General features: G+C 37.1%; 1 protein-coding gene. It reads right to left on the bottom strand.

The window, feature by feature from the left end; all coding sequences use genetic code 11:
* Nucleotides 1-362, bottom strand: a 362-nt coding sequence (locus tag DBR32_RS15500) for a response regulator transcription factor (protein WP_148089220.1), incomplete at its 3' end; no start/stop codon positions are given.
* Nucleotides 363-528 lie beyond the last annotated feature (166 nt).

Here is a 528-nt window from a genome sequence, read left to right as displayed (position 1 = left end):
ATGCGTAGGGCAGACACGATCTCTTTCATAGAAACACTCTTTGAAAGATAAGAACATGCACCGGAGCAAAGGGCTTTTAAAATAATATCTTCTTCTTCATAAGAGGTCAGCATCACTATATTCAATTCCGGATATTTGTTTAATATGGCCGGAATGGCATCTATACCGGAAATTCCGGGCAGGCCGATATCCAGCAGTAAGATAGATGCCGGAATATCATTTATAATATTGGATTTTTGCAAAAAAGGTGCTACGGCACCGAACTGTGCTCCGATTTCAAACTCATCATGAAAACCGATAAAACGCATTAACCCTTCCCGGAACATAATATTATCTTCAATTATACTCACCTTTATTTTCATGGTCATAAATTTTTACTGCATAATAGGAGCCAATACCTTTTATCAAACAAATGTATATAACGATCTGATTACATGGTCTAAAACGATCTGATTACATGGTCTAAATTGCAAAAAATCACCCTTTAGGGTGAGAGGATAAAAAGAAGGGAAGAAACGATCCACAAGG

Origin of the sequence: Taibaiella sp. KBW10, assembly GCF_003852495.1 — a bacterium.
Lineage (GTDB): Bacteria > Bacteroidota > Bacteroidia > Chitinophagales > Chitinophagaceae > Edaphocola.
Note: the sequence above shows the minus strand (reverse complement) of the source record. Positions and strands in the feature narration are given on the sequence as shown.